This is a genomic window from Phyllobacterium sp. 628, from assembly GCF_014189505.1.
GTDB lineage: Bacteria > Pseudomonadota > Alphaproteobacteria > Rhizobiales > Rhizobiaceae > Phyllobacterium.
Map to the genome: position 1 here is coordinate 137036 of NZ_CP050303.1, position 23207 is coordinate 160242.

The following is a 23207-nucleotide window of genomic DNA, read 5'->3' on the forward strand; positions in this document are numbered from 1 at the left end:
TGTTGATTTCAGGCTAAGGTTTCATTGGGTAGGCTGTGCGGCTCTTCCGACATGCTTTCGCTTGTTCAGGCGGGCCACACTTCGCTTTCGGATCCGGTCCCAGAGTGACACCAGACCGTCCGGCTCCAGGATCAGAAACAGGATGATCAGCGCACCCAAAACAATACGCTGGCTCATATCCAGCACACCGGAATTGAACAGATCACCGAACAGGAACGAGCCGAGCCGTGACAGGATCAGCGGCGAAACAACCAGCAGCGCCGCGCCGAAAAATGCGCCGCGAATGGATGCGAGCCCGCCGAGGATGATGATGAACAATATCTGGAATGAACGATCGAGATTGAAGCCGGCCGGTTCCACGGTTCTCAGATAGGTGAAAGCCCAGAGAACGCCGGCAACCCCTATGATGAACGATGAAATCGCAAAGGCTATAAGTTTTGTTTTCAGAACGGGTACGCCGATAATCCGTGCCGCTGTTTCATTATCGCGGACCGCAATGAAATTTCGCCCGGTTTGCGACGACACCAACCGGTAAGCGAAGAATGTCAGAAGCGACACGATTGTCAGAGAGAAGATATAGCGGCCGACAGCGCCGTTGAATGCAATTCCGGCAATGGAAAGTGACGGTGCATCAATGACACCAGAAGCGGAATCATTGGAAAACCAGCTGAACTTGGTCAGCGCCCATTGCACGAAGAACTGCGCGGCCAAGGTCGAAACCGCCAGATAAAAACCCTTCAGGCGAAGGCTTGGCAAACCAAAGACAATGCCGATTGCTGCGGCAACAAAACCGGAAAGAATGATGCTGCCAATCAGCGGCAATCCCTCGATGCGAAGATTGAAATTATACGCCGCGAAGGCGCCGACAGCTAAAAACGCTGCGCTGCCAAGCGATACCTGTCCGGCATATCCGGTCAGAATATTAAGCCCGACGCCCGCCAGACTAAGCGCGAGAAACGGCAGAAGAATTGCTTCAAACAGATAATTCGTGCCAATGAAGGGAACGGCGATATAGGCAAAACTCAACACGACAAAGGGTGCAAGCCAGCGCGGAATATGGAATGGAGCGGAAGCTTCGAATGTGGCCACGGTCATCGCTAAACCCTCTCCACCAGCTTTTGTCCGAAAATACCGGAGGGGCGTATCAGCAGGAAAGCGAGGGCAACGACATAGGCAAACCAGCTTTCAGTGCCGCCGCCGAAATATTCGCCGATATAGACTTCCGCCAGTTTTTCGGTCGCTCCGATGAGAAGCCCGCCGACAATTGCCCCCGGTATGGAGTCGAACCCGCCAAGGACGAGCACCGGCAATGCCTTCAGCACGACCAGCGACAACGAGAACTGCACACCCAGCCGCGCACCCCACAGCAAACCGGCAACCAGCGCAACGAGCCCGGCGACAGCCCAGACAGTTGCCCATATTCGCGGCAGGCGCAGCCCCACTGCCAAGGCAGCAAATTGATCATCAGCCACGGCCCGGAACGCAAGACCGACGCGGGTGTAGCGGAAGAAGACCGATAAGAACAACACGAGCGCAGCGGCAATCGCAGCTGCAAAGAGATCGAACTGACTGATGAGAACGCCGCCTACTTCAAAAGGGACATCATCAATACCCAGGTCAAGACCATGGACCTGCGTGCCCCATATCAGCTGCGCCGCGCCTTCCAGAATATAGGAGAGGCCGAGCGTTGCCATGAACAGCGTCATTGGCGACCTGTTGGTCAACGGCCTGAGAACAACGCGTTCGATGGCAATACCGATCACGACCATCACGGCAAAGGTTATGATCAGCGCCAGAGCAAACGGCACGCCTCTTTCCACCAGACTGACAAATGTCAACGCAGCAAAAAGCAGCATCGCGCCCTGCGCGAAATTCAAAACGCCCGAGGTTTTGTAGATCAACACAAAGCCGATCGCGACGAGGGAGTACATGACACCCGAAAGCAAGCCTCCGATCAGAACCTCAACAAAGAACTGCCAGTCGAACCCGGACATCAGATTCCCCCACCATCAATGTTCTCGGCCGCCACACCGAGATAAGCGTCGATTACCCCTTGGTCGGCACGGATTTCTTCAGGTGTTCCGTCAGCAATCTTCCGGCCATAATCAAGCACAGCGATGCGATCCGAGAGTTCCATGACCACACCGATATCGTGTTCGATAAGAACAATTGTTGTGTTGTATTCCCGGTTCGCAGCGAGAATGAATTCAGCCATCTCGGCCTTCTCGGATGCGGTCATCCCGGCCATCGGCTCATCAAGCAAAAGGATCGCTGGTTCGGCCACAAGCGCACGGGCAAGCTCGACACGCTTTTGCAGGCCATAAGGCAACGTGCCGGCAAGGCGATTGCTGACATGGTTCAGATTGAGAAATTCCAGAATCCGCGCTGCGCGGCCGCGCGCATCGGCCTCCTCGCGGCGCGAACCGCTCAATCCAAGTACCTGTGCAAGAAACGTCGACCGGACTTTATATGCCCGCCCCGAAATAACGTTGTCGATCACGCTCAGTCCCTTGAACAATGCCAGGTTCTGGAACGTGCGTGCAATTCCCAGACGAGCCAGTTTCTGCGTGGGGACGCTGGTAAATCGATCAGCACCAATCGTGATACGGCCGCGATCAGGCCGGTAAACACCACTGATGATGTTGATGAGGGAACTTTTTCCCGCGCCGTTGGGCCCGATAATCGCTCTGATCTCGCCGCGGCGCACAGCAAGATCAATATTATCAAGAGCAACAACGCCGCCGAAGGACAGGCTGATGCCATCAAGTCCAAGAGCGGTGTCCTGCGCAGCAGATAGCGGTTTGACAGGTTCCCCCAATCCCTGCCGTTCTGCCGCGATATCGGCAGGGAAATACGCGGTGGCAGGCCCTCCGAGTACGCGGTTCATCGAATTCATCCAGTTTCTCCAGCAATCTTTCCGTTCGGCACAGTTCAGAACGGCGGGTACGAGGTCTCGTTCGCCGACCGGGTTCTATCGGTCGGCGTTTATGGTCATGGCGTGTCTAATATTCTTTTCGGGTCTGCTATTCCGCCGCTTCGGCAGTGATCTGTTTTTGCTCTTCCAGTTCGCGCACCAGCGGAATGACATGCTTGCCGAAGAACTCCACCTCTTCCTGGAAGTGGAGGAAACCAAGGAGGATGAGATCGGCACCGGCCTGCTTCAATGCGATAATGCGCTCGGCAATCTGCACAGGCGTTCCGATGAGATTGCTGCGGAATCCGTCATTATACTGCACAAGATCTTCCAGCGAGGACTTGGCCCAATTGCCTTCACCTTCCGGCGATGCCTTGCCAGCATTTTTCACCTGATCGGCGAAACCTTGCACCGCTTCGGGATTGGCTTTGGCGACAATTTCGTCAAGCACGGCCCGCGCCTCCTCTTCGGTTTCACGGGCAATGGCAAAAGCGTTCACCCCAACCTTGACAGAATGGCCATTGGCGGCGGCCTTGGTGCGGATGTCATCGACCTGTTTGCGGATCTCCTCCGGCGTATTCCCATTGGTGAAGTACCAGTCGGAAACACGGGCAGCCATATCGCGCGCAGCACGGGACGAGCCGCCCTGAAAGATTTCCGGCTGCGGATCAACCGGCTTCGGCTTCATCGAATAGTCGTTGAAGCGGTAGAAATCGCCCTTGAAGGTGAAATTATCTTCAGTCCAGATGCCCCGCAAAGCGCGGATAAATTCCTCCGACCGGCGGTAACGTTCATCATGATCGAGCCACAACTCGCCAATGGCCGCAAACTCCCCGCGAAACCAGCCGCTGACGACATTCACGGCAACGCGGCCGTTGGTCAGATGACTGATCGTTGCGATCTGTTTGGCAGCGAGTGCCGGGTTCCATGGTCCGGGCAGTAGTGCCGCGATCACTTTCAGTGTGGTCGTCGCCGCCAGCAAGGCATGGCTGAAGGCCACCGATTCATGCTGGTTTTCAGCGCCGTAACCGGCGGTGAAACGGATCTGGCTCAACGCATATTCAAAGCCATTGGCTTCGGCGATCTGCGCCAGTTTACGGTTGTAATCGATATCCCAGCCGGTCCGCTGTTCGATGTTGCTGATCACAAGTCCGCCGGAAACATTGGGCACCCAATAGGCGAATTTGACAGGTTCGGTTGTTTTCAGTGACATCAGTTTGTAGCTCCAAAGTAAAAGTGATTATACGGTTTCAGGGTGCAGGTTCGTGTGAGCGATGCGCGTGCTGACGTCAGCATTCGGGAAAAGTTGGATCAGTTCGCTCACCGCGCGATTGATGCGTTCGGCAACAGCGGCGCTCGTCAGCGCATGCCCGGTGAAATCGCTCTCGGTTGCATAAATGGCAGTGGGAACAGTGAGCGCGTTGAAAAACCCAAAGAGCGGCCGCAACTGATGTTCCGTCATCAACCCATGAAGCGGCGTGCCGCCCGTCGCAGCGAGAATGACCCTTTTCCCAGTCAACGCACGAAAGTCCACGAGGTCAAAGAGGTGCTTCAGCGCGCCGGTATAAGACGCCCTGTAGACGGGCGATCCAACGACAAGAATATCAGCGGCCTCTACCGCATCGATAATATCTCTTCCGGCTTGATCCAACTGATCTGCCCGCAACGCGCGAAACAGGATCGGTGCCGCATCAACGAGTTCAATGACGCGTCCCTCAATTGAAAAGTGCTGTTCAACAGCGGTCACGACAGACCGGACGACGGATGCCGTGCGCGAGGGTTGTTTGACATTCCCCGATAAACCAAGAACTTTTATGCTTCCCACGCGACACTTTCCTCTTCAACGATAGCTATCAAGACTAAGAGGATCAGTTGCCGTTCGTAAAAGAAACTCATTCCAAAATTGATCTTCTCAACGAAACTGCTGATGCGTTTATCGGCATGCGAAGAGCCAAATGCAGTGGCACCGTCTCTAAATGGGTGATGCCGCTTCCTAGATCGTACACTCATAAATCTGAATGAAATGCAGGCGAATTTGGCCTTCCGTTGGCAATGCGACATGGAATTGCGAGGATATTAATCTGGGGGATTATTGGATGATGACGAGAATGAGCGCAGGCCAATATTGATCCAAAGGGCGCGGCGGCCACCATCGCCGGATGCAATCGGACGGCATGATATTTCGGCGTTCGATGCGGCAGCCAAGCCGCATCTGTTATAAAATTGACTGAGGAAGAATTCAGCTTCCTAGTGACCTCAATACAGGTTGGCCGGTATCCAATCTGCGGTCACCGCGTCGCTCGTGCTGAATGACCGGACTTTGGCAGCAAGCTCATCGATCGTCTTGACCCCGGCCTCCCGCAATGCGGCCTGCGTCAACAAGGCGGGTTTCACCACGATTTGCCGGGGGACGTCGGTCCCTGCGATCTTGAGCGCAACTGCCCTTATCGAAACAGCCCCGACCACTGCCGGATTTGTCGCAGCGGTCGCCGCCCATGGGCTGCCCTCCTCGGTGATCTCCTGAATGTCGGCGGTTGAAACATCGGCCGAGTAAATCCTGATCTTGTCGGCAATACCGAGGTCACGCGCGGCCAGTTTCACACCCCGCGCGAACTCGTCATAGGGAGCGAACACCACTTTAATATCCGGATTGGCGATGAACGCCGCCTTGGCCTGATCCGCTGTGCTTGTCGCCGTGGTGTCGCTGACAACCCCGAACCGGGTCTTCTCAACAACGTCAGGATTATCCGACTTGAATTTCTCCCAGGTTTCATTGCGCCGGTCGAGCGGTGCAAAACCTGCCACGTAGACATATCCGGCCTGAAATTTACTGCCATTTTCCTTGACTGCCTGCTCCAGGGCGAGCCGAGCCAATTCATGGTCGCTTTGCTCAATCTGCGGGACTGCCGGATTGTTCAAATTGACGTCAAAGGCCACAACCTTGATCCCGGCATCAACGGCCTGCTGCACAACATCCCCGATCGACTCCGGCAAGCCGTGATCAACGACAATGCCCGCAACGCCCAGATTGATGGCTTGCTGGATCTGTTCGCGCTGCTCGGCCGCATTCTGTTTGCCCGGGAATATCCGCAGGTCAATTCCCAGTTTGCTCGCCTGAGCCTGCGCGCCCGCCTGATAGGACTGAAAGAAGTCACCGGCGGAAATATAGGAAATCAGGGCGACTTTCACGCCGCCCTTGTTAAAAGGCGCCGGTGCCCCGTCGATACCGGCTGCGGCGGCGCAACCGGCAAAACCCACAAACAGAACGCTGGCGGCCGCAAGTCCGTTGACATATTTCATGATCGTATCCCTTCTCAGGATGACAGGAACCGATCAACAAGCTCACCCCGTTGTACCATCCGTCACAGGCATCAGGATACTGCCTGCAGTTTCCCTGTATAATCACGCCGTTCCAAATTTGAACGCGCGCGAAAAATGCATTTCCTTTGTCAGGGTTCATTCGAAACAAAATAACCTGAGGTCTTCGAAGCTGGACACGGGACAGAAATCGGCCATCCGAACGCCTTTGGCTTGATTTGCCATCACTCCCTGCAGCTTGGGCACAATATTGCGTGCATCGGGGGAAATTTGAAACGCGGTTCCGGCTTCCGCACTACCTGCCATTATCCGGATGTGGGACATATGGTTGGCCTCACTATCAGCACTTCACAGGCAAACGGATACCTCGCTACAATGCCTCTTTTGAAGGTTGAAAACGTTTCCCGCTCCTTTGGCGCCACCCGTGCGCTCGCCCATGCGGACCTTCAGGTATCGGCGGGCGAAATCGTGGCATTGATGGGTGCCAACGGCGCCGGAAAATCCACACTGGTGAACATTTTGTCCGGCGTGTTCCCCGCGGATGGGGGAACCATCCGTTTCAAGGATGAACCATTTGCGCCCCAATCCCCTTCCGAGGCAGCGGCGGCGGGAATTGCGACCGTGCACCAATCCATGCAGCGTGTCGGTGCGCCGGGGCTGAGCGTTGCCGACGTGCTCCTGCTCAATCGCTATGCCGATGGTTCCGAACCGTTTTTCCTCACCCGTTCCGGTGTAAAACGGCGCGCACAGGCAATCCTGGATAGTGCAGGTTTTGATCTGCCCCTCGATCGTGATTTCGCCGATCTGCCCGCTGCCACCCGGCAGCTGGTTGCTATCGCGCGGGCGCTCGCCAACCGGGCCTCGCTGCTTATCCTTGATGAGCCTACGGCCAGCCTTTCCGGACAGGAGTCGGCGCGGCTTTACGATATTCTTTTGCAACTCAAAGCGAAGGGATTGGCCATCCTTTATATCTCGCACCGCATTGCCGATCTCAAGGCATTGGCCGACCGGGTGGTGGTTATGCGCAGTGGCAAAGCGGTTGGAAACTTTGAACGGCCGATCCAGTTTGAACAGGCTGTCGAATTGATGATCGGCCGCAAGCTTTCCCATGCCCGTCCGGGTGCACGCACGGCCTCCGGAACCCCCGTGTTCGAGATGCGCGACATCAGGCTTTTACAGGATTCACAGCCATTTGATCTCTCGCTGCACAAGGGTGAAGTCGTCGCGATTACCGGTGTGCTCGGGGCTGGCAAGAGCAGGCTCATGTCAGCCATTTTCGGGATATCTCCACTTGTGCAAGGCAGGATGTTTCTGAACGGCACTTCCTACAAGCCGGTGAACCCACGCGACGCCATTGCAGCAGGTGTCGCCATGGCGGCGGAAGATCGCCATCAATCATCGCTCATGCCGGCGGACTGGCCGGGAAGTACGCTGGCTCAAACCATCAGTCTGCCGCATCTGGCAAAATGGTTTCCCTCGGGTTTTCTTTTCGGCACTCGCGAGCAGCGGGAAGCGGAAAGTGCGATCCACCGTCTCCATATCAGGACATCCGGGCCATCCGCGCCCATTTCAACGCTGTCGGGTGGCAATCAGCAAAAGGTGGTTCTTGCCCGCTGGGAAGCTGAGCCGAGTGCACTCCTCCTGCTCGATGAGCCGTTCCAAGGGGTGGATACCGGTGCGCGCAGCGATATTATCCGGGCTATCCGTAGCCGTACCGATCGCGCCGTCCTGATTGCCACATCCGATCCCGAAGAAGCTCTCGAAGTCGCCGACCGCATTCTCGTTATCGATCATCACAGCCTGATATCCGGATCAACCGGCCAAGCAACCAATCCTGACTGGAGTGCCCCACTCTCATGACTAGCCTCCAGAACACGCATGCGATTGAGCAGGGAGCGTCCCGCAAACATATATGGGCGCAGATCGTCGAAATCATTCAGAGGGCGGCGATCTTCGTACTGCTTGTTGTTCTCGTCACCGGCTTTGCCATCGCACAGCCCGCTTTCATTCATCTCGCCAATCTGATGAGTGTGCTTCAGGCGGTATCCGTCGTGGCCATTCTCGGCGCGGGTGTCACAATCAGTCTGGCCGTCGGCGGGTTTGATCTGTCCATAGGTGCTGTTGCGGCATCCAGTGTCATGGCCGCGAGCTATTCCATGATTGTCTGGGGACTGGGCGTTTATGAAACCTTGCCCATCGTGCTGGCGTTCGGTGCTTTGGTTGGCCTTGCCAATGCTTTTCTCATTGTCAAATTGCGGGTGCCGGACCTGTTGGCAACCTTGTCAATGATGTTCCTGCTGACCGGGCTGCAACTCATTCCCACTGCGGGCCGGTCCATATCATCGGGGCTCATCCTGCCGGATGGCAAGACCGCACAGGGCGCCTACGATCCACTGTTTCTGCTGATCGGACGCTATAACCTTTTCGGGATAGTGCCGGTCCCGGTCGTTCTCATGGCGATTGTTGCAATCATCACGTTTGTGCTGACGGAAAAGACCCGTATTGGCCGGCTGCTTTTTGCGACCGGCGGCAATGAAGTTGCAACGAGACTGGCGGGTGCATCAACGGCACGCCTTAAAACAATGGCCTATGTGATTTCCGGCATCCTCGCCTCGCTCGGCGGCATCATCATTGCAGCACGTGTCGGCCGCGGCGATGTATCATCCGGCGCATCTCTTCTCATGGATTCCGTTGCGGCCTCTCTTATCGGATTTGCCGTTTTAGGGCTGCGGCGGCCAAATGTTTTCGGCACGCTCGTCGGTGCCATTTTCGTCGGGGTATTGCTGAATGGTCTGACGATGCTCAACATACCCTACTACACCCAGGATTTTGTCAAAGGTGCCGTCCTGGTTGGTGCATTAGCAATCACTTACGGGCTCGGACACCGGCACACCTAAGACTTGCCCACCTTTGACAGCCAAGCCTCGGCAGTTCAAACCGAGGGTCGCCCCGGCTTTGTCGCCGCTGTTTTTTTGATGTAGCCGAGCATGCCGTTTATCAATGTCTCGAACACCAGGCGAAAACGATGTGACGAGCCCAGATTTTCGTGCATGGCAATCCACGTTGGCAGACCTATGGAAAACTGATCGGGCAGGAGATGGATCAGCTCGGGATTGTCTTGCGCCAGACCATCCTGGCAAATCCCGATGCCAATTCCCGCTCGAATAGCTGCGAGCTGGGCAAGATTGCTGTCGGTGCGGTAAATGAACTTAAGCTCTTGCGTCACCGGAAAACGCTTCTCAATGGCGCGCACAAACGCGGTCTGCCGGTCAAAGCCGATAAGCCGGTGCTTCTTCAAATCCGCCACAGTGCGGGGTGTGCCATATCTGGCGATGTAAGCACTGTGCGCATAAAGGCCCAATGGGATAGACCCAACATTGCGTACGAGAAGGGCATCCTGTGACGGTTCAGCCATTCTGACGGCAATATCGACCTCGCGATTGAGAAGATCTTCGACCGTATCGGAGGCGGATAATTCAATGTGCAGGGCGGGGTATGTGTTCAGTAATTGCGCGATTATACCGGGAAGTACCTCTACACCAATAACCTCACTCGCGCCGATCCGAATGGTGCCCTCAACCTTGTCATGCTGTGCAGACGCCATCCGTACCAGTGCAGCGGCATTGGCAGCCATCGCCGCCGCATAGGGCTGCAGTTCAAGCGCAACATCCGTGGCAAGCAGACCGTGGGGCGAGCGGGTGAAAAGCTGTGCACCGATCATCTGTTCCAACGTATCGATGTGGCGTCCGACCGTCGGCTGGGTCAAACCCAGCTCGCGCGCGGCGGCCGAAAGCGAACCTTCGCGAAGGACGTGAAGAAAGGTCCAATAGAGATCCCAGTTCGGCGCCTGCTCCATTATTTATGTATATCTGATCCAAGATTTTCGTCAATTTTGTTTATCGAAGAATTGGTCCATTCTCGTCGATATACCAGATGGAGAAAACGATCATGCAAACTGTAGAACGAACTGCGCTTGTACTCGGTGCAACTGGCGGCATTGGTGGCGCGGTGGCCCGCAACCTTTTGGCAAGAGGCTGGCACATCAAGGCCCTGACACGAGACCTGGCCAAGGCCCGGAACACTGCAAGTGATTTCGATTGGATCTTAGGTGACGCCCTTAATGCGCAGGATGTGAGCAACGCCGCACAAGGCACATGTCTTATAGTACATGCGGTTAACCCGCCCCGATATCAGAACTGGGAAAAGCTCGTGTTGCCGATGCTCGACAATACAATCGCTGCGGCAAAGCAGACGGCTGCCCGCGTGCTTCTGCCCGGCACTGTCTACAATTTTGGACCCGATGCATTTCCTGTCCTTGATGAAAGCAGTCCGCAAAATCCAATCACTCGAAAAGGCAAGCTGCGTGTTGCCATGGAACAGCATTTGAAGGATGCGTCGGCAGCGGGCGTGAATGTGCTGATTGTACGTGCAGGTGATTTCTTTGGCCCGAAAGCAGCAAACAACTGGTTTTCACAAGGACTGGTCACACCGGGTAAGCCAGTCTCCCGCATAAGCAATCCTTCACGGCGCGGCGTTGGACATCAATGGGCATTTCTGCCCGACGTTGCCGAGACAATGGCGCAACTGGTGGAGCGTGCCGACAGTCTTCCAAGCTTTGCTGTCTATCACATGGATGGGTTCTGGGATTCCGATGGAATGCAGATGGCAGAAGCCATTCAGCGCGTGGTCGGCCGTGCTGTGCCGGTTGCTTCATTCCCCTGGTGGATTGTACCGGTTGCTGCACCATTCAATGCGTTCATGCACGAACTGAAGGAGATGCGGTATTTGTGGAAGCAGCCTCTGCGCATGACCAACAAGCGATTGCTCAGTGTGTTGCCAACCGAACCCCGGACACCCATTGACGAGGCGGTAAGGCAGACCTTGTCGGACCTTGGCTGTCTTCAGGACCGATAAGCGGGAACGAAAGCGGTCAGCCTGTCCGATTTGAGACAGCGGTCTGGGTGGCCGCTGTTTCTCACCGGTCCAATGGAGCATCGTTCCGAACTTTCTAATTTTGACCCCGCATATCGGCGTGTGCTTGCAAATGCTGAAGGGTAAGCTCAAGCCCGACATGCGACAACTCAGTGGCCACAGCTTCGGCCGCATACTGGGCCGGTTCGACAATCCGCTCGAACATATCCACTTCATAGGCTTTGACAGCCTCTCTCCAATCACCGGTTTCAATAAGCTGGCGAGCCAGTTCCGCTGCATCAAGCATCGCAGCGTTCACACCTTCCCCGCCAAAGGGCGACATGACATGAGCCGCGTCTCCCAAAAGGGTTATGCCGATGCGGTTCGGCCAATGATGCCCGACCGGCAATGCGTAGAGCGGCCGGGGAACAATGCAATCATTGCTGGCATGGATGAGATCGACAAATACCGGGGCCCAGCCGGTGAATTCCGCAGCAAGGCGCGCACGGGCAAGCTCGGGCGCGTTGAAATCAAACGTAGCATTGGCCCAATCTGGCGGCACACGAAAAATCGCATAGCCTCTGACGTGGGCATTGCCATTGCGTTGCAGGATCATCGCCTTTCCATCTGCCTGAATATCGATTTTTCCACGGCCAACGAGTTGCGACAGGATGGGATAACGCGCGTCAATGTCGTCAATGCCAAACTCGATAAAGGTCAGCCCCGTATATTGCGGTTTGTAGTGTGAGACGAGAGGTCTCACCCGCGACCATGCTCCATCGGCGCCGACAACAAGATCAAATGGCCCCTTTGTTTCTCTGGCAAAGACGAGGTCATAGCTGCCGTCCTCACGCAAGCGCACCTCCTGCAATTTATGATCCCATTGGATGGTGTTGGCAGGTATCGAATTGATCAATATTTCGCGCAGCGCCGTTCGATCGACCTCTGGCCTATCACCGCTTTCCGCGTCATCGGCGAAAAGAAGCGCACCGGACTTGTCATAGAGACGGCTGCCCTGATCCTCATAACGCGCAATGTGCAGAAATTCGGTGTGCAGATGCGCACGCTCGAGCGCAAGCTGTCCCGATCCGGTATGAAGATCAAGCGTTCCACCTTGCGGCCGTTCAAGCGAGTGTTTTTCACTCTCGAATATGGTTGCCGGAATTCCGGCAAGATGAAGAATACGCGCCAGCACCAGCCCACCTGGTCCTGCACCGATAATGGCTATGCGAGGGAATTTATTCATGGGATTTCTCTGATTGCATTATACATAGGTAGCTATATAAATAAACATAGGTACCAATACAAGTGGCGAGACAAAATGTGTCGGAGACGTTCGCGCGACGTGTACTGCGCTCATCAAAATAGCTTCGTGGAGGAATGGAGAAGAGACTTTGGAAGATTTTAGTGGCGGAGAATTCACGTCAGATCCCAAAGGAGCCCAATGACACGTTGTGATTGGGACTCAGAGCCGCCCACCACTATCCATTCTGGAGCTCATAGTTTTGGCGTGTAAATCAACAAAACTTGACGCCTACGAGAATATTGTTTTTATTGTATTTTTTCCACGAAACGGTAGCTATCGCGCCAATTACTTCTTCATCATGGATTGGCTTGATCATTTGGAGGGGTTTGCAACCGCGAATACTTTGCTCTGTACCCATATAGCCCAAGCATTCCTTCAAGAAAACACTTGGAAATGGGCCGATTGATCTATGCCAATCTCTCGGGATTACAGAGGCCCCTGCCCTCTCCGCATTTCGGACTTCTGTCGTTTTCCTGATCGGCCTTAAGGCAGATTATACCCGACAACTTTAAGGATTACACAACACCACAAAATAGAGCCTGTATATGGCAGAACCGGTACGGACAGAAATATGAGAAGAAAAAACACCGGAGCATGCCTGTTCCGGTGTTTTCAATTCAGGATGGATTGCCCAACCAAATCCTGCAGGTTGGACTTAACCGACGACGACAGTCGCCTTGCCCGACACGCGGCTGTAGAGATCAATGATGTCCTGATTGATCAGACGCACGCAACCCGATGACATGGATTGACCGATTGACCACCATTCGGGCGAACCGTGAATGCGATAGCCGGTATCCGCGCCATCCTTGTAAATATACAGGGCCCGAGCGCCGAGCGGATTCTGCGGTCCGGGCTCCATGCCATTTTGATACTGAACGAGTTCCGGTTTGCGCTGGATCATTTCGCGCGGCGGCGTCCAGCGCGGCCATTCCTTCTTGTACTGAATGTTTGCGCGGCCGCTCCAGAGGAAGCCAGCTTTGCCGATACCGACACCGTAGCGGATCGCGTCGCCTCCCGGTTGAACCAGATAAAGGAAACGCTCCTGCAAGCGCACGACGATCGTTCCGGGCTGCTCGCCGGTGGGGTCGACAACGATCTGACGCCGGAATTGTGCTGGCACTTTCTGATAGGGAATAGCGGGAAGCGAATATGGGCCCTCCTGCACCGCAGCGTACATCACATCAGGAACCGTGACTGTTTTGTCGATGCTGATTTGCGGGCGGATGCTGCCGGTGGAATTCGTATCGATCCCCATATCAGGGAGTTCGAATGTCTGCGAACAACCCGAAACACCGAGCACGGCCATGGAGCCTGCGCCCAATAACAGGTGACGTCGGGAAATGGCGGGAGCTTGCAGACTGGTGATGGCTGCCTGATTACGCTTGAACAACTCGGTACTCGCTTACAACTGTGGCAATTACTAAAACCTTATGGAAATGTGGTTTATAAAGAGTGAATCCCATCAGAGACATTTTAACCAAGAATGGCGATGCCGAGAGCCGAGTTGACAGCTGTCAACTCAAGCCGATCCTGAATCAAACCGGAGCCTCGCTTGGCGTCCATGGCTCAACTATTCGTTCGATGCGCTCAATCAGACCCAATCCGGCATCGTTCAGGTTTTTGGAGATCGGCGACGGGCAAGCGCATATCGCGAAGGAACGGAGGAACGGAGGAACGGAGGAACGGAGGAACGGAGGAACGGAGGAACTCAACATACCCGTCAATCGACGCAAACAACACTTTATGAGTGCACCCTAGCCCGGAACCTAAAGCAAGTTGACAGCTGTCAACTCCGCGGAAGCGCGCTGGAGACACACCAGCGCGCTTCCAGCATTCAATATCAGGCGGTCGCAGTGGCACCCGAAGGATCAATCACATCGATCCCTGCCGTGCTGTCATATTGCGCCTGATCGAGTATTCCCTGACGCTTGGCAACGATCGTTGGTATCAGCGCCTGCCCGGCCACATTCACTGCCGTGCGTCCCATATCGAGAATGGGATCAACCGCCAGCAGAAGGCCAACACCCTGCAGCGGCAATCCGAGGGTTGACAGGGTCAAGGTCAGCATAACAATCGCGCCGGTTAAACCAGCTGTTGCCGCAGACCCGATCACAGATACGAATGCGATCAGAACATATTCCTGAAGACCGAGCGGGATATTGTAAAACTGCGCAACGAAGATCGCAGCAATGGCCGGATAGATTGCGGCACAACCATCCATCTTTGTCGTCGCCCCCAGCGGCACTGCGAAGGCCGCATATTCGCGCGGCACGCCGAGATTGTTTTCTGTCACGGCTTCGGTCACCGGCAATGTCCCAATCGAAGAGCGCGAGACGAAACCAAGTTGGATCGCCGGCCAGGCTCCGGCGAAGAACCGTGCCGGATTAAGCCCGTGCAAGAGCAGCACGACGGGATAGACAACGAAAAGCACGATGCCGAGGCCGATATAAACCGCCGCAGAGAACCAGCCGAGCTGGGCCAACGTTTCCCAGCCATATTGTGCAACGGCAGTGCCAAGCAATCCGATTGTGCCGATCGGCGTCAACCGGATAACCCACCAGAGAATTTTGCGTACCACGGCCAAGAGCGCGCGATTGAAATCTAGGAATGGTTCCGCAATGGACCCGACCCGCAACGCGGCGACACCCACCACGATGGAGATGATCACAATCTGAAGCACGTTGAACGAGAGAGACGTGCTTGCGCCGCCGTCGGTCATTTTCGTGGATGCCTGCAGGCCAAGCATATTGGATGGGATCAGACCCTTGAGGAAATCCAGCCATGACCCGGTCGAAGAAGGAACGGCGGCCGAAGTCGCGAGCACGGCAGAATTGATACCAGGCTTGATGACAAGCCCGAGCGTAATGCCGATTGCTACAGCTATGAGTGCCGTGATGGCAAACCAAAGCAGCGTCTGCCAGACCAGCGTCGCCGCATTGTTCAGGGCGCGCAGATTGCTGATGCTGGCGACGATAGCAGTAAAGATCAGAGCCGGAACGAGCGCCCGAAGCAACTGGACGAAAATCGAGCCGACTGTCTGAAGCGTAACGCTCAGCCAGTTCGGCTTGCCGGCTGCATCCAGTCCAAGGTCGCGGGCAATCAACCCAAGCGCCAGTCCGATGATCATGGCGACGATGACTTGAAAACCAAAGGTCCGATAGAAGGGTTTGGGGGCAGAGGGCGACAATGTTTTTGACATGGCAATGGTCTCGCAGTGGGACAAGTGAGCGAAATCAAAAACATTTCGACTCGCTCGATTGCAGCAATATTACCACTTATGAGTGTAGACCGAGAGCGCACAACAGTCTGATCATCTTGACTATCCCGCAATTTCTTTCCGCAGATCAAAGGATATTCTGCGTCAACGCCTATAGTTGACCGCCTAAAGTCGAATTTTCAAATCTCCTCAATCGCGCTAATAAACACAACCATAAATTATACTTCATACTAACTCCCTTTAAAGTTGCGCAGTGGATTTCACATATCGATTTTAAAAATGTTCATATTTTACATTTGTTCATTCAAGGATTGAGGCAATGCTTAATGGCACAGTTGACCGTGGTCTGCACCTTGCGAATGCTCTTCACCAGCCCATTAAAGCCGAACAGATACAAGCGGCGCAGCAGCCGCGCCAAAGCGGCTTCCCCAATCTCATCGTGGACAAAACGCACGTCCTCAAGGAAGCGCAAATCCTCAAGGGTACGACGCCAACAATTATTCATTCGCTGTCAGACGGCGCGGCCGATTTGCTGCTCTATATCTTCGTCCTGAGCGGATCGTTTGAAATCTACAACACGAAAACGCGCCAGTCTGAATTTCTGCTGGAGGGATATGCCGGGACGGTCGTGAACAATCCGGCAGTCATCCTCAGGCTCAGCGAGAACACAGAATGGCTTGCACTGCAGTTGCCTTTGCAACAGGTGAAGCAGCATTTCGAATTTTGCTCAAAAAGCCTTACCTGTTCAGGGCTTCAGTTTTCGATTGTTCCCGATTTCCATAATCACCCGGTTACGGCCCTTCGTCACACACTTGCCAGCATGAATCGCGGAAGAGGGGAGGGGTCAAAAAACTCCGCTTTGCTCGATGCAAGCTATGAACACCTGCTGCTCACACAGATCTACAGTCTTGCCCCGCATAATTTCAGCGGCGGTATCCGATCAGCACCACAGCAACTTCATCCAAAACAGCTTCGCCGCGCGGAAGAATTCATGCGCCGGAATCTTTATCGTGCTGTCAACATTCAGGATATCGCCAACGCAGCCGGATGCAGCACCAGAACGTTGCAGCGTATTTTCCGGTCATTCCGGGATGCTACTCCCATCCAGATATTGTTCCGCTATCGCATTGCAGAAGCGCACGAAGCGATCATCAGCGGGCAGGCGACAACGGTAACTGATCTGGCGGCTGCCCTGCAGTTTTCAAATGCAGGCCGTTTTGCGGTGATCTATCGCAAGCTTTATGGAAAAACCCCATCCTCGGTAATGCGTTTCTATTGCAACGAATAAAGAGCAGAAATGCCTCGAATTGCTGCATTTCTAAACTCTTAAAGCTCATGATCAGCCAAACAAAAGCTGGCAAATGCGTTTTTAATAGACGTTTGTATAACAGAAGTTATCTGTAAATTCATTTCAGTATCAGCCATTTTATAAAAGGATTACAAAATGCCAGATCCTACCCCGATTACTACTGTTAATGATGGTAAAACTATCATCGATAAAGAACATTACTCCAGCGGCGAGCTGCTTGATTTAAAGCTGGCAGGGGGAAGTACCCTTGTCATTGACGGTGTCGATATAACACTCAAAAGCTTATTGGGTGTGGGGGCACTTTCCAACACGACGATCGAACTCATTCATGGGGCAACGCTGACAGTTGACGGTTCACTACTTGACGTCAACGCTCTTAATGGCCTCACTTACAAAATTGGCGATCAGTCGCTACTCCATCTCAAACAATCGTTCCTTGACGTAAAGTTACTCAATTCCGAGACAATCGACTTCGCCGATCCCGAAGGAACTGGAACTTTCCACTACACACCCGGTGGGGTGGGCCTCCGCCTTTCTGGTCCAATGAAGATCATCAATCTTCACGTGGGCGACAAAATCCAGGTTGATGGTGCAACGTCTGCCGAAGTAGACGGCGAAAGGTTACTTTTTCATGGCAAAGGTGGGGCCATTATCGCATCTTTCAAAGTAGAGGAAGGTCTTGAACTCGGCCAGCCAAATGAAGACGGAAGCTTTACAATCGAGGTGCCTTGTTTTCTCGAAGGCACGCTCATTTCAACGCCACGTGGTGAAATTCGGGTTGAATATCTGAAAAAGGGGGATCTGGTTCACACCCTCAATGGGGAAGCGCGTGCCGTTACATGGGTGGGAAACCGCACCATCTTTCCTCAAACAGCCAACCCGAGGGAGTGCTTGCCGGTCCACATTCGCCCCGGCGCGCTTGCGGAAAACATGCCGCACCGGGACCTTTACCTGTCTCCAGACCATTGTCTGTTTTTGGCGGGCTGTCTGATCCCCGCAAAGTTTCTGATTAATGGCACAACCATCACACAGGATTTAAGGCTGGAGCCTTTCACCTATTACCATATTGAACTTGAACAGCATGCGGTGCTGGTCGCAGATGGCGCTTACACCGAAAGTTATCTCGACCTTGGCAACAGAGCAATGTTCCTGGAGCCCGGCATGTTCATGTTCTGTAAGCCGGTTGATCTAGGCACAGTCGTACATTGCTTTCCGCCTGTCTATGCCGGACCTGTGCTGGATGCTGTTCGCAATGTGCTGGAACAGCGTGCGGCCATTGCCAGGGATAGTGCCCAAACAATGACTATTCCGCCCGTCCAATCTTGCCCGGCAAGCTGTATTAATCCGTAGCCTTAACCGATTGGACGTCTGATCATTTTGAGCCATTCCGGCTTCAACGCATAATCATAGGACATATTTCATCACCAAATTATTTTGAAGGAACTGCGGCCATGGCCCCTAAATCCATTACACTCGATGATACCACGCACACCATTGATTCAACCGAGTACAGGGATGGAGACCTTCTTGATCTGACCCTTGCCAAAAGCGGTACGCTTGTCATCAATGGGGTCAACATCACCCTGAACAGCATTATTGGTGCCAGTGTCGCTTCAAGCACAACAATTAAACTGATCAACGGAGCCACACTGACGACAGGCACTTCGCTTGCAAAGATCGGTATTGCCGAGAATTTCACCTATGAAATCGGCGAGAAATCACCTCTCCATATTATTGGAAGCAGTATTGACCTCGATATCGCCGATACGACAACAATTGATTTCGAGCCGTCCGGTGGTACTGGAACACTCATATACACACCACCAACATTTGCTCTCAAGCTCGGGCCATCGCCCACACTTCTCAATCTGCACAAAGGTGACAAAATAGAAGTTACCGGCGCAACTTCGTATTATGTCAGCGACGGTATGGTGCATTTCCAGAAACCCAACTTCCTTGGCATCAATGGGGACATTGCTGTTTTTCACGTCGATGCCGCAGCGCAATTCAGCAGCATAAGTGCTGATGGAACCGTCACAGTCGAAATACCATGCTTTCTTGAGGGAACCCTCATTTCGACACCGGGCGGTGAAATTCGGGTCGAGTATCTGAAAAAAGGGGATCTGATCTACACCCTCAATGGTGAAACGCGGGCCGTCACCTGGGTAGGAAACCGCACCATCTTTCCCAAAAAAGCGACCAATCCACGGGAATGTCTGCCTATCCGCATTCGACCCGGATCTCTTGAAGAAGATATGCCGCATCGAGACCTCTACCTGTCTCCGGACCATTGCCTGTTTCTGGATGGTTATCTGATCCCGGCAAAGCTTCTGATCAATGGTACAACCATCACGCAAGATGTAAGGCTGGAGCCTTTCACCTATTACCACATCGAACTTGAACAGCATTCGGTGCTCGTCGCAGATGGCGCTTATGCTGAAAGCTATCTCGATCTTGGCAATCGGGGAATGTTTCTGGCGCCCGGCACGCTCATGTTCAGCGCGCCGATTGATCTAAGCAAAATTGTCCATTGCTACCCCCCGCTTTACTCCGGGCCTATTTTGGAGGAATTCCGTCACACTCTGGCACAACGCGCGGAAGAGCTTGGCTATCACAAACATCAGGACCGCGATTCACTCGGGACCCCGAGCAATGTCTTTCCGTTTTCGCATGCGTTGCAATAGGACAATACCGGACAGTCGCCCAACCCGGAACATCAGCGGTAGGCGGCTGTCCGGTCGAGAAAGTCATGGAAATGTGCGATCACAGTATCGCGGTCTATGAAGACCACGGCATAGGCGGGTGGCTCCAGCGTAGTCATGATCCGGTCCGGGTTGAAATCCAGCGCATTCTGGTGATTGGTGCCCCGAAGAACGCTGACTGGAATACCACGCCAGCTTCCGGCGACAGGCCGGTGTGCGTGGCCAACAAAAATATGCCTGACATTGCCATGTTCACGTAACAGAGCGTACAGCGCTTCCGCATCCGCCAGCCAATAGCTGTCAATCAATGGCAGAAAAAGCGGGAAGGGCGGATGATGCAGGAACAAGAATACGGGACGATCTGCAGCTTCCACCAATTGCCGCTTCAGCCACGCCTGCCTTGCATCATCGAGGCAGCCATCAACCCGGCCTTCCGCCAATGTATCAAGGAAGATCAATCGGCCTTCTGCCGTATCAAGAACGCTTTGGACAAAGCCTTCCTCCGGTTTGATCGCATCGAACACCTGTAAGAATGCATCGCGATTGTCGTGGTTGCCCATTAATAGCCGGTAGGGCGGCACGAGATTTTCCAGCTCTTTGGCCAGCGCTCGGTAGGTATCTTCGCCTCCCGTATCGCTGAGGTCACCTGTGAATACCACGAGCTCCGCATCCGGATGGTTGTGATTGATGTCGGTGATACAGGCACGAAGATTTTGCAGCGGATCAAGGTCGCAAAGAATGTCACCCGGAGTGACGAGATGCAGATCAGTTACCTGAATGATTTTCATTTGAGATCTCGGACTGTTGGTAATCAGGAATTGTTTTTCAACGCACGGGTGCTGCCACGCAGGACAATGCTCGTGCTCAAGCGGTCATGCATGGGCGCATGTTCAAGCTCGGCCTGCCGCCGGTCGAGAAGCGCCACTGCATGGGCAGCCATGACTGCCGGATCCTGCCGGAACGTTGTCAGATTGTAAGTATCCCATGCCGCCTCCGGAATATCGTCAAAACCGATGATGGCGAGGTCATCCGGGATCGAAAGCTGGGTGTGGCGTCTGACATAGTCGATAAGGCCGAAGGCAACGAGATCATTGGCGCAGAACACCGCCTGCGGCCGCTCTCTGCCCGAGAACAATTGGCGGGCCGCTTCCTGTCCGCCCGCATAATTGGAGTTGTCGCCATGACCGATGACAACGTTCACGCCGTGCGATGCAGCTTCCCGGCAAAAGCCACTCTCGCGCTCGATCGTGGTGGGGGTACGGGAAAGGGCCCCGGCAAAAGCCAGACGTTTGAGACCGTCGGCGAGGAAAAACCGGGCTGCCTCACGGCCAGCGCCTTCATTATCAATGTTGACGTCATCGGCACCCGTCTCCGAACGGCCAAGCACGATCAGCGGCTGGCCATTGCGGCGGGCAAGCTCAACGAAGGAGGAGGGGGGCGAACCGGAGAGGATGATCGTCGCTTCGGCACGGTAACCGAACAGGGTTTTCTGAGCTGCGACCAGCTCTTCTTCCGTATGGCCGGTATTGATGACGATGGGGACGCTGCCGCGATGGATCAGCGCCTTGGTCAAGGCCGCAACCAGATGCGAGCGGTAGCCGAGTTCCGGATTGGTGACGACCAGACCGACAAGACGGCTGGTCCGCGCCAGCAATCCGCGCGCCAGATCATTGACCTGATAGCCAAGCTCTTCCGCCGCCACCATGATCTTCTCGCGTTTCTTCGCTGAAACGCTGGCACCGGGGGTAAATGCCCGCGACACCGCCGAGCGCGAAACGCCAGCCTTCTTCGCCACCTCCACAGCACTGACATAGTGCTGGGTTTTCTTCGATGGTTTATCGCCCTTCGAATTCATGCTCTTTCCTCTAGTGCCCGACCTTGGACAGCACATCGGCGCGCAAGAATCGCTCCACCACCAGCATAAAGCCAATAGAGGGGATGAGTAGCAGGAGCGCGGTGATGGACGCAATCTGATAGTTGCCACCCGACCCGGCCGTGTACAGCAGCAGCGGCAAAGTGTTCACATCGGGCGCGCCGACAAAATAGCTGCCGGTGAATTCATCCAGCGATTCCAGAAAGACGAAAATTGCACTGGCGAGCAGCCCCGGCGCGGCCAGGGGCAGCGTGATATCACGGAAAGCCCGCAAGGGACCGGCACCAATGGAACGTGCGGCTTCTTCCAGATCAATATCGACGGACGAGAAGGCGGCCGTGGCGATCCACACCGCATAGACGAGACCGTGGGTGACGTGAACGAGAACCACGCCCAAAATCGTGCCGTTCAGGCCAATCTGATAAAAGAAGCGGGCAATGTTCACATAGACCGGCAGGTTGGGAAATGCCTGCGGAATGAGGAATGCCAGAAGGATCAGGCTGCGGAACGGCAGTTTCAGACGCGACAGGGCATAACCGGCAGGAACCGCCAGCGCCAATGCGAGGATCACCGTCAGCACAGCGACGATAATGCTGGTCATCAGCGATTCCATTGCATTGCCGCGCGGTGAGAACACGCGCTGCCAGAAGCTGAAACCGTATTCCAGCGGCAGCATGTGCGGAAAATACCATTTCTCCGCCACGGTCCACAGCAACAGGTTGGTCAATGGGCCGAAAATGACAAAGGCGAGCAGGCCCAGAACAAGGGCGCGCGGCAGCCACCACAGATCGATCCGGGCCATCATGAGCGATCCTTTACCGACTGGCGCAGATAGATGAGCGCAACACCGGCAGTCAGCAGCAGCGAAATCATGCCAAGCGCATTGGCAACGCCGTAATCGCCATGGGCATTGATGCGGAAGGCGATGTCGGCCGTCAGCATGGTGGGAGACTGGGCGTTGATCATCAACGGCACCGACAGTACCGACATCATGGTGACGAACGACAGGATGAGACCGACGAGCAATGTGCCGGTGATCTGCGGCAGGACAATCTCAATGAGGATGCGCAGGCGCGAGGCACCGAGATTGCGCGCGGCCTCGATGGTGCTGCGGTCAAGCGAAGCCATCGCACCGGCGACCAGCAGCGTTACAAAAGGCGTTTGCTTCCAGACAAAAGCGATGACAATGCCGCGCCAGTCGAGAAAGCCGACCGTCTGCAGCGGGGTCAGCACGCCAAGGCTGACAAGAATATTATTCATCAGGCCGTTCTTGGCGAGAAACGTGCGCAGGATCTGACCGACAACGATGAATGGAATGAACATGGGCCAGCGATAGAGCCAGCGCAGCACGGCGACGGCGCGCTGATTTTCGCCAAGCGTGAGATAGCCGCCAATGGCAATCGAGAAAAGGCCGATCAGCAGGGTGGAGACGCCAACGATCAGCAGCGTGAAAATCATGTCGCTGGAATAGAGTTCGAAGGATTTGGAAAAATTCCCGAGGCCGTAGGTGTCGCCGACGACAAAGGCACCCACAACCGACGCGCCAAGCGGCACGATGAAAAACAGCACGATCATCACCAGTGCGGGGATGACGAGAAGAATAGCGAGAAGGCGTTTTTGCATCGGGATATTCCAGAAGAGGGGAGGGACCACC

General features: G+C 54.7%; 20 protein-coding genes. 6 read left to right on the forward strand and 14 right to left on the reverse strand.

Annotation, left to right across the window (positions count from 1 at the left end; translation table 11 throughout):
* Positions 1-21 precede the first annotated feature (21 nt).
* The 6 genes from HB779_RS23245 to HB779_RS23270 form a co-directional block, all read right to left on the reverse strand.
* Positions 22-1095: a branched-chain amino acid ABC transporter permease gene (locus HB779_RS23245; protein WP_188346757.1), complete on the reverse strand. Its 1074-nt coding sequence runs from the start codon at positions 1093-1095 to the stop codon at positions 22-24.
* A gap of 2 nt (positions 1096-1097) precedes the next feature.
* Positions 1098-1994 carry a branched-chain amino acid ABC transporter permease gene (locus HB779_RS23250; RefSeq protein ID WP_188346758.1) on the reverse strand — a complete coding sequence of 299 codons (897 nt, stop codon included), beginning with the start codon at positions 1992-1994 and terminating at the stop codon, positions 1098-1100.
* Entirely contained in the window at positions 1994-2896 is a 903-nt protein-coding gene (locus HB779_RS23255; RefSeq protein WP_188346759.1) for an ABC transporter ATP-binding protein, read from the reverse strand. Before HB779_RS23255 ends, HB779_RS23250 begins: the two co-directional genes overlap by 1 nt.
* A 127-nt stretch (positions 2897-3023) precedes the next feature.
* Positions 3024-4127: a dimethylsulfone monooxygenase SfnG gene (gene sfnG, locus HB779_RS23260; protein WP_188346760.1), complete on the reverse strand. Its 1104-nt coding sequence runs from the start codon at positions 4125-4127 to the stop codon at positions 3024-3026.
* A gap of 27 nt (positions 4128-4154) precedes the next feature.
* Positions 4155-4730 (reverse strand): FMN reductase, encoded by a 576-nt coding sequence (gene msuE / locus HB779_RS23265; RefSeq protein WP_188346893.1) that lies wholly within the window; start codon positions 4728-4730, stop codon positions 4155-4157.
* Positions 4731-5170: 440 nt separating this feature from the next.
* On the reverse strand, positions 5171-6214 hold the full coding sequence (locus HB779_RS23270) for a substrate-binding domain-containing protein (protein WP_188346761.1): 1044 nt from the start codon (positions 6212-6214) through the stop codon (positions 5171-5173).
* A gap of 393 nt (positions 6215-6607) precedes the next feature.
* On the opposite strand from HB779_RS23270, the gene HB779_RS23275 reads away from it, so the two are divergent.
* Together HB779_RS23275 and HB779_RS23280 are read left to right on the forward strand one after the other, a co-directional pair.
* Positions 6608-8092 (forward strand): sugar ABC transporter ATP-binding protein, encoded by a 1485-nt coding sequence (locus tag HB779_RS23275; protein ID WP_188346894.1) that lies wholly within the window; start codon positions 6608-6610, stop codon positions 8090-8092.
* Positions 8089-9129, forward strand: coding sequence for an ABC transporter permease (locus tag HB779_RS23280; protein ID WP_188346762.1), 1041 nt, complete (start codon positions 8089-8091; stop codon positions 9127-9129). The genes HB779_RS23275 and HB779_RS23280 overlap by 4 nt, the downstream gene beginning before the upstream one ends.
* A 35-nt stretch (positions 9130-9164) precedes the next feature.
* On the opposite strand, the gene HB779_RS23285 is transcribed toward HB779_RS23280, so the two are convergent.
* The gene (locus HB779_RS23285) at positions 9165-10088 is read right to left on the reverse strand and encodes a LysR family transcriptional regulator (RefSeq protein ID WP_188346763.1); all 924 of its coding nucleotides are present in this window, start codon (positions 10086-10088) and stop codon (positions 9165-9167) included.
* A gap of 92 nt (positions 10089-10180) precedes the next feature.
* Between HB779_RS23285 and HB779_RS23290 the strand changes: the two genes are divergently transcribed.
* On the forward strand, positions 10181-11146 hold the full coding sequence (locus HB779_RS23290; protein WP_371823972.1) for an NAD(P)H-binding protein: 966 nt from the start codon (positions 10181-10183) through the stop codon (positions 11144-11146).
* Positions 11147-11240: 94 nt separating this feature from the next.
* Here the strand turns inward: HB779_RS23290 and HB779_RS23295 are convergent, their stop codons facing one another.
* The 3 genes from HB779_RS23295 to HB779_RS23305 all read right to left on the reverse strand — a co-directional run bounded on the left by HB779_RS23295 (position 11241) and on the right by HB779_RS23305 (position 15651).
* Positions 11241-12389, reverse strand: a complete 1149-nt coding sequence (locus HB779_RS23295; protein WP_188346764.1) for an NAD(P)/FAD-dependent oxidoreductase — start codon at positions 12387-12389, stop codon at positions 11241-11243.
* A gap of 715 nt (positions 12390-13104) precedes the next feature.
* Positions 13105-13758, reverse strand: coding sequence for a L,D-transpeptidase (locus tag HB779_RS23300; RefSeq protein WP_188346896.1), 654 nt, complete (start codon positions 13756-13758; stop codon positions 13105-13107).
* 534 nt (positions 13759-14292) lie between these two features.
* Positions 14293-15651, reverse strand: a complete 1359-nt coding sequence (locus tag HB779_RS23305) for a dicarboxylate/amino acid:cation symporter (protein ID WP_188346765.1) — start codon at positions 15649-15651, stop codon at positions 14293-14295.
* A gap of 337 nt (positions 15652-15988) precedes the next feature.
* On the opposite strand from HB779_RS23305, the gene HB779_RS23310 reads away from it, so the two are divergent.
* The 3 genes from HB779_RS23310 (at position 15989) to HB779_RS23320 (ending at position 19662) form a co-directional block, all read left to right on the forward strand.
* Positions 15989-16957 (forward strand): helix-turn-helix domain-containing protein, encoded by a 969-nt coding sequence (locus HB779_RS23310; RefSeq protein WP_188346766.1) that lies wholly within the window; start codon positions 15989-15991, stop codon positions 16955-16957.
* A 156-nt stretch (positions 16958-17113) separates the two neighbouring features.
* Positions 17114-18328, forward strand: coding sequence for a Hint domain-containing protein (locus HB779_RS23315; RefSeq protein ID WP_188346767.1), 1215 nt, complete (start codon positions 17114-17116; stop codon positions 18326-18328).
* 101 nt (positions 18329-18429) lie between these two features.
* Positions 18430-19662, forward strand: coding sequence for a Hint domain-containing protein (locus HB779_RS23320; RefSeq protein WP_188346768.1), 1233 nt, complete (start codon positions 18430-18432; stop codon positions 19660-19662).
* A gap of 32 nt (positions 19663-19694) precedes the next feature.
* On the opposite strand, the gene HB779_RS23325 is transcribed toward HB779_RS23320, so the two are convergent.
* The 4 genes from HB779_RS23325 to HB779_RS23340 are packed head-to-tail and all read right to left on the reverse strand — an operon-like array spanning position 19695 to position 23176.
* Positions 19695-20468, reverse strand: a complete 774-nt coding sequence (locus tag HB779_RS23325) for a phosphodiesterase (RefSeq protein WP_188346769.1) — start codon at positions 20466-20468, stop codon at positions 19695-19697.
* A 23-nt stretch (positions 20469-20491) separates the two neighbouring features.
* Positions 20492-21535, reverse strand: coding sequence for a LacI family DNA-binding transcriptional regulator (locus tag HB779_RS23330; protein WP_188346770.1), 1044 nt, complete (start codon positions 21533-21535; stop codon positions 20492-20494).
* 10 nt (positions 21536-21545) lie between these two features.
* A complete protein-coding gene (locus HB779_RS23335; protein WP_188346771.1) occupies positions 21546-22358 on the reverse strand; it encodes an ABC transporter permease in 813 nt (270 codons plus the stop codon).
* The gene (locus tag HB779_RS23340; RefSeq protein WP_188346772.1) at positions 22355-23176 is read right to left on the reverse strand and encodes an ABC transporter permease; all 822 of its coding nucleotides are present in this window, start codon (positions 23174-23176) and stop codon (positions 22355-22357) included. Before HB779_RS23340 ends, HB779_RS23335 begins: the two co-directional genes overlap by 4 nt.
* Positions 23177-23207 lie beyond the last annotated feature (31 nt).

Bases quoted from the DNA above. Each gene is read 5' to 3' on its own strand.
- HB779_RS23325 (WP_188346769.1), bottom strand. From the start codon at position 20,468: ATGAAAATCATTCAGGTAACTGATCTGCATCTCGTCACTCCGGGTGAC.
- HB779_RS23335 (WP_188346771.1), bottom strand. From the start codon at position 22,358: ATGATGGCCCGGATCGATCTGTGGTGGCTGCCGCGCGCCCTTGTTCTG.
- HB779_RS23255 (WP_188346759.1), bottom strand. From the start codon at position 2,896: ATGAATTCGATGAACCGCGTACTCGGAGGGCCTGCCACCGCGTATTTC.
- HB779_RS23295 (WP_188346764.1), bottom strand. From the start codon at position 12,389: ATGAATAAATTCCCTCGCATAGCCATTATCGGTGCAGGACCAGGTGGG.
- HB779_RS23245 (WP_188346757.1), bottom strand. From the start codon at position 1,095: ATGACCGTGGCCACATTCGAAGCTTCCGCTCCATTCCATATTCCGCGC.
- HB779_RS23315 (WP_188346767.1), top strand. From the start codon at position 17,114: ATGCCAGATCCTACCCCGATTACTACTGTTAATGATGGTAAAACTATC.
- HB779_RS23250 (WP_188346758.1), bottom strand. From the start codon at position 1,994: ATGTCCGGGTTCGACTGGCAGTTCTTTGTTGAGGTTCTGATCGGAGGC.
- HB779_RS23310 (WP_188346766.1), top strand. From the start codon at position 15,989: ATGCTTAATGGCACAGTTGACCGTGGTCTGCACCTTGCGAATGCTCTT.
- HB779_RS23275 (WP_188346894.1), top strand. From the start codon at position 6,608: ATGCCTCTTTTGAAGGTTGAAAACGTTTCCCGCTCCTTTGGCGCCACC.
- HB779_RS23320 (WP_188346768.1), top strand. From the start codon at position 18,430: ATGGCCCCTAAATCCATTACACTCGATGATACCACGCACACCATTGAT.
- HB779_RS23305 (WP_188346765.1), bottom strand. From the start codon at position 15,651: ATGTCAAAAACATTGTCGCCCTCTGCCCCCAAACCCTTCTATCGGACC.
- HB779_RS23285 (WP_188346763.1), bottom strand. From the start codon at position 10,088: ATGGAGCAGGCGCCGAACTGGGATCTCTATTGGACCTTTCTTCACGTC.
- HB779_RS23330 (WP_188346770.1), bottom strand. From the start codon at position 21,535: ATGAATTCGAAGGGCGATAAACCATCGAAGAAAACCCAGCACTATGTC.
- HB779_RS23290 (WP_371823972.1), top strand. From the start codon at position 10,181: ATGCAAACTGTAGAACGAACTGCGCTTGTACTCGGTGCAACTGGCGGC.
- sfnG (WP_188346760.1), bottom strand. From the start codon at position 4,127: ATGTCACTGAAAACAACCGAACCTGTCAAATTCGCCTATTGGGTGCCC.
- HB779_RS23280 (WP_188346762.1), top strand. From the start codon at position 8,089: ATGACTAGCCTCCAGAACACGCATGCGATTGAGCAGGGAGCGTCCCGC.
- HB779_RS23300 (WP_188346896.1), bottom strand. From the start codon at position 13,758: ATGGCCGTGCTCGGTGTTTCGGGTTGTTCGCAGACATTCGAACTCCCT.
- HB779_RS23270 (WP_188346761.1), bottom strand. From the start codon at position 6,214: ATGAAATATGTCAACGGACTTGCGGCCGCCAGCGTTCTGTTTGTGGGT.
- HB779_RS23340 (WP_188346772.1), bottom strand. From the start codon at position 23,176: ATGCAAAAACGCCTTCTCGCTATTCTTCTCGTCATCCCCGCACTGGTG.